Here is a 5,571-nt window from a genome sequence, read left to right on the forward strand (position 1 = left end):
GCCCTATGCAGACGGCCTGGATACTTGTGACCAAAATCCATCTCTAAACTTTTTTCAAATCACCCCTTGACTTTTTATTAGCAGGCTTTCTGTAGAATCGCTGCCACTTACTTCTCCATCCCGGCGTCCTTTGACTTCGCAGGTTTCGAAGGCTTCGGCGCTTTCTCTGCCTCTTTCTTTTTGTTTTCCAATGCACCCAGGACAGAGGAACGGTCCTTGTTCTTATAGGTCTCCATCATGGTCTTGAGCTCCGTATTCGGGACATCGCGCACGTCGCGTTCCCAGACATTCTTGCCATCCGGCTTTGTCCCGATGAAGATGGGCTTACTCACCTTTGTTGTCCCGTCCTCCGGAAGCTTCATCCAGACGCCCTTGCCGAATTTGTTGTCGTGGATCATCTTCGGAGAAATCACAAAGGATGCCCACGGCGTCTTGTCCGCTGGATCCAGATTCGGAATCTTCACCTCCACCAGCTGATGCCCACCCTTCGAAGTAAACGGTTCTCCGACAAGGCCTTTGCCGAACTTGATTGTGACCTCTTTCTTTTCTTCAAGATCAATCGGCCATTCCTTCTTCATCTGTTCCTCTGCTTCCTTCACCCAATCCGGTATATCCCCCGGCATCAATGCATTTTCGTCTGCCATCCTGCTCTTCCTCCATTTTCACAAAAGAAAACACCTGCCATTCCTGACAGGCGTCCACACCTTTAAAATATGGTCTGTTCCTGTGTTACGTTTCTGCTGGTGTTTGCATGATAACCTCGTAGCGCTCCTCCGCCCGCAGTGTCATCCGGTGGTTCAGGTATTTCTCCACATCAAACCAGTACTTTTTGTCATAATCCGCTGTGAGCCGGTAGTTCGGATGCTTGGTGAGATCATACTTGTCGGACAGGAAGGGCCTCACGCCCCGCACCTGCACGATGCATTTGCTGCCATCCAGAACCGCAAGCTGATCCACACTCATCAGATCGTGTCCCAGCTTCTGGTAGTTCATGTTGTAGGACTGCTGAGAGCCACGGGATTCACCGGTGTTGTACATGTCGATGGTTTCTTTGCCGAGTGATTCATTCAAGTCCTTGAGCGTCGTCTTCTCCGAGCCGCCGAGAAAGATCTGACTGTCACAGTTTCCGATAATGGTATCCGCATTGTCCTTATAAATCGACTTGAGCTGGCTCTTTGCCTGTAGCACAAGCACCGCACTGATCTCACGGGAACGGATCGTTGCCATCAGCTTCTCCAGGTTCGGGATCTGGCCGATATTTGCCATCTCGTCGATCAGGCACCGGACATGCACTGGAAGTCTTCCGCCATACACGTCGTCCGCCTTCTCACAAAGAAGGTTAAACATCTGGGTATAGATCATGCTGATCAGAAAGTTGAACGTTGAATCTGTATCCGACATGATCAAGAACAACGCCACCTTCCGATCTCCCAGTGTATCCAGTTCCAGCTCATCGTATGCCGTGATCTCCCGGAGCTCTTTGATGTCAAACGGCGCAAGTCTTGCACCACAGGAGACAAGTATGCTTTTCGCCGTTTTGCCAGAGACGAAAAGTCAAGGACTTTTTCATCAAATTCAAAAAGAAGTCACATTTTGCGGACTTCTTCACGGAGCATACGCTTGATTTTGTCCTCCATCGTCTCCTTGGCGGTCTCGCTGAAATGGACACGGACGATATAGGTGGTCTTGCCGATCTGCTTTCTGACAGTCGGGCAAGTGGCGGTGTTGGTTGCGGTATTGTTCATTCAAAATCCTCCTGTAAATGAAAAAGTGCCCGGTGACTATTCATCATCGGGCGGTGTCGGTATGAGGGAACAAGGCAAGGCGGCAACATTAAGGTATCTATAAAAACCTTGCCGTCTTTGCCACGCTTGCCGTGTTCCTGTTGTCAGTCTCGGAGATAGCAGACCCATGCTGTGCCGTCTTTCTCGGTCACAAGTCTGTCCCCGATACGGCTCTTTGCCGTTCTCATGGTGCGTGAGGAAATCCCACGCTCATTGACTGCCTTTTCCAGCTCTGCGCTCGGCATACGCTTTCCGTCCGCAAGCAGTTCCAGAATGAGCATTTGCGCCTGTGCGGTCTTGCTCTCGGTCTTAGCGGTGTCCGTCCCGGCAAGAAGCTCGTCAGCGGTAATGTCATAAGCCCCTATCCATTCAAAACCTTTCTCGTCTCCCAGAGAAAAGGCAAGAGACTGACCGGGCGGCGCAAGGGAGCTTTTCTCATGGATAAGCACCCTCGTTGTGGGACTGTCCTTCAGCTTGCCAATAAACAGCAGACTGCGGACTGCCGCCGTAATGTCGATAGACCCCAATCCCCGGTAGGTGCTTTGCGTTCCTGCGGCTTTGTTCAGGTGTCCAATCAGCACGATAGCGCACCCGGTAGCCTGTGCAATGTCTCCCAGACTGCGGAATATCGGGCGCACCTCGTTTGCCCTGTTCATGTCCACATCTGTGCCCAAAAACGCCTGTACCGGGTCAATAATAACCAGCCTTGCGCTGTTTTCCCGGATTGCCCTTGCTATGCGCTCATCGGCAAGGGTCAGCGGTGTGTCCCTATCGTCAATGACAAGCACTCGTTCAAGGTCTGCGTCAGCTTCCATCAGCCGGGGCTTAACGGTATCGCCCAAACCGTCCTCGGCGGTCTGATAGATGATGTTGAAAGGCTCAAGGGTCTCCATACCAGGTAAAGGCTTTCGGTTGGTGCAAGCCGCCGCAAGACGCATGGCAAAGTAGGTCTTGCCCTCGCCGGGGTTGCCCTGTATAATCGTCAGCTTTCCAAAGGGAATATAGGGAAACCATAGCCAATCCACGCTCGTCAGCTCCACATCTGCCATGCGGAGCATGGGAACAGGCTGGGCGGTGGGCAGCTCTCGCAGCGTGATTGTCTCGGCTATGAATTTGCGGCTGGGAATGTCCCCTTGCTGACGGAGAACATCGTTCCAGTCTTTCCTTGCCGGGACAAGGCGAATGACGGCGATCTCGCCGGGAATGGACTGTGCCAGTCGGGTACAGGCTTCGCTTCCTGCGGTGTCGCTGTCAAGGCAGAGGAACACTTTTCGGGTGTCCTTGCGTTCAGAAAGGAAACGGTCAAGGGCTTTGCCCGAAACACCGCCCAGGGCAAGATAGCTCCTTGTCTGCCAGTCCTGCGGATAAAGGCAGATAAACGATAACAGGTCAATCGGTGCTTCAAAGACAAAGAGCTGGTTGCCGTTTCCCTCATAGCGGAACGGATAGGACTTGTCAGACCCGGCAATATCCTGTCTGAATGGGTCTGCCGTTCCTCGCACATGGGCGTATCTCGGTGTGCCGTTTCGGTCTCTGCCGACAAAGACAACATTGTGCCGCTTTGCGTCCTCGTAAATATCCCCGGAAAGAAGAAAAGCCTCAACAAGCGTTTTGTTGAGACCTCGGCTTTCGCAAAGATATTGAATTGCTCTGTCGGCTGTTCTGTTGTGCAAGGGCAAGTGGAACGCTGTGTGCGGTGCTGTGCTGGCTTCGCTCTGTCCCTCGCCGCTTTCGCCGGTCAGGAGCTGGACGGCTTCGGGAAAGGATTTTCCGTAAAACTCCATGACAAAATCAATGGGATAGCCGCCCTTGCTCTGGCTGTGGCGAAACCATTTGTTTCCACGAATGGTCAGGCTGTCATGTTCTTTCCAGCGGTATTCTCGTCCGCTTTTGATAAGCGTCTCTCCCTGTGTACGGAGAAAATCTTCCAGACTGACGGCGTTTGCCCGGTCAATCTGTGCTTGGGTATAATTCATCGGGATAGTTCCTCCTTTTTGTGTCGTGTTTGGGGTCGATTTTGGAGCATTTGTTCCTCTGTGCGCTCGTTAAATCGGGCGGCAGTATCTATACATGACTTGACCTTCCAAAGACGGTGTAAATCGTCTCTGACGGTCTTAAACTCGCCATAGGTGGTGTTGTGCGCCTGTTCCAGCTCGTCATACTCTTCGGTCAGCTTTTTCATATCCACCTTGCCGTCCGGGAACTCTCCGGTCAGCTTGCGTCTGGCGGCGTAGAACTGTTTCAGTTCCGCTTCATGCTCTGCCTTGTACTTGGCTCTGGGCTTCTCAAACTTGATTTTCTGCAAGCCGTCATAGACAGGCTTCAAGCTCTGGAAAGCAGCAGAGCTGTCATAGAGCTGCTTGATTGCTTTCATTCGGGCGGTCTGTTCGTCCAGCGTTTTCTTCAAGCTCTCTGTGGCAGCACTGTGTTCGCTGACACGGCTTTCCAAATCTTCAAGAGTGTAAATGCCGTTTGCCCGGAGATAATTGAAAGTCTCGTTCATCTCCTTTAGATTGCTGACCTTGCCTTTCTGCGAATATGCCCCGGCTCTGCGCTGGGTGTAATAGGCGTTCAGCAGAGAAACAAGGTCGGGTGCCTGCGGCTTGGCAAGCTCCGCTTTTGCTTCGGCAATCCAATCAAACAGGAGAGCGATTTTCTTCTTGATGTCCCGGATAACGGCATTGGTTGCTCTGATCCAGCGGTTGAACTCGCCTTTCTCGGTGCGTATGCCTTTCTTCTCCATTGCCCGGACGGTTGCGCCCTCATGGACGGTGGGAAGAAGCTCCACGCCCTGACGCTCATAGCTTCGGTGGTCGATACGAACATCAAGCCCTTTCTCCGCAAACTTGGCGTTGCATAGTTCCGCCCATGTCTGCCGCCAATGTTCCAGCGTTTCGGGACTGCCCCAGTCGGTAGTGGGAACGGCGTTGAACACAAACTTTCCGTCTGCGTCTCGGATACGGTTGCCGTCCTCGTCCAGCTCATACACCCGGCGTTGCTTTAGTCCCCATTTGCCGTTCTGCTCGATGGGGCGGATGGGGCAAAGCACATGAAAATGCGGGTTTGGTATGCCGCCGTCCTCCCGGTCTGGCTGGTGTACGGCGAAGTCAACCACCATGCCACGGCTCACAAAGTTCTCCAACAAAAATTGCCTTGCAAGAGCGATGTTTTCCTCAAGGGAAAATTCATTCTGCAAGGCAATGTCAAAGCTGTATGCAAGCTGGGCGTTCTTTCCACGCTCGGCTTTTTCCACGGCGTTCCATAGGGTCTGGCGGTCTGCGTATTCTGGCGGTGCATGGGACGGCAAGAGAATGTCAGAGCAGATCACGCCGCCCTTGCGGGTGTAGTCGCTGTATTCGCCGTAATACTCGCTATACAATCGCTCCCCGGCACGGTAGGCGGCAGAAGCAATAGCGGACTGTCCTGCGCTTCGCTTAGTCTGCGTGACGCTCAGATGAAATAGTGCCATCGGCTTTCAACTCCTTTTCTCTGTTCGCTTGGTTGGTGTGAGTAATCGCCATGTGACGGACGGCTCGCTGGACTTCGGACAGAGAAAAGATGTACTCCATCAGCTCTGTCATTTCGGTGCGTGTGAGATCTTTGACCTCCGGGGCAAGGCTCTCAATCGTGCCGCCCAGATTGCAAAGACGATGGGTGCGTTTCTGCCTTTCGCCTTTCTCCAGATATTTCTTTCGTAAGCGAGAAGTATTTCCGCGTACCCTATGTTAACAGTTGGAGCAAAACGCTCCAAAATTGAGAGTTGGAGTATTTCGCTCCAACTCTTTCG

At 52.6% G+C, this 5,571-nt stretch carries 4 protein-coding genes and 2 pseudogenes; all 6 read right to left on the reverse strand.

Annotation, left to right across the window (positions count from 1 at the left end; all coding sequences use genetic code 11):
- Positions 1-107: 107 nt before the first annotated feature.
- Positions 108-644: a hypothetical protein gene (locus ISF27_RS12915; RefSeq protein WP_194611885.1), complete on the reverse strand. Its 537-nt coding sequence runs from the start codon at positions 642-644 to the stop codon at positions 108-110.
- A gap of 85 nt (positions 645-729) precedes the next feature.
- Positions 730-1,545 (reverse strand): annotated as a pseudogene (locus ISF27_RS12920) (VirD4-like conjugal transfer protein, CD1115 family); the annotation flags it as partial.
- Between the two features lie 41 nt (positions 1,546-1,586).
- Entirely contained in the window at positions 1,587-1,745 is a 159-nt protein-coding gene (locus ISF27_RS12925; RefSeq protein ID WP_002596227.1) for a transposon-encoded TnpW family protein, read from the reverse strand.
- A 143-nt stretch (positions 1,746-1,888) separates the two neighbouring features.
- A complete protein-coding gene (locus tag ISF27_RS12930) occupies positions 1,889-3,760 on the reverse strand; it encodes an AAA family ATPase (protein WP_194611886.1) in 1,872 nt (623 codons plus the stop codon).
- Positions 3,757-5,253 carry a MobQ family relaxase gene (gene mobQ, locus ISF27_RS12935; protein ID WP_118481864.1) on the reverse strand — a complete coding sequence of 499 codons (1,497 nt, stop codon included), beginning with the start codon at positions 5,251-5,253 and terminating at the stop codon, positions 3,757-3,759. The genes ISF27_RS12930 and mobQ overlap by 4 nt, the downstream gene beginning before the upstream one ends.
- Positions 5,219-5,479, reverse strand: a pseudogene (locus tag ISF27_RS12940) (DUF3847 domain-containing protein); the annotation flags it as partial. The pseudogene ISF27_RS12940 and the gene mobQ, both read right to left, overlap by 35 nt.
- Between the last annotated feature and the right edge of the window lie 92 nt (positions 5,480-5,571).

This window comes from Clostridium vitabionis (genome assembly GCF_015351765.1).
Lineage (GTDB): Bacteria > Bacillota > Clostridia > Lachnospirales > Lachnospiraceae > Clostridium_R > Clostridium_R vitabionis.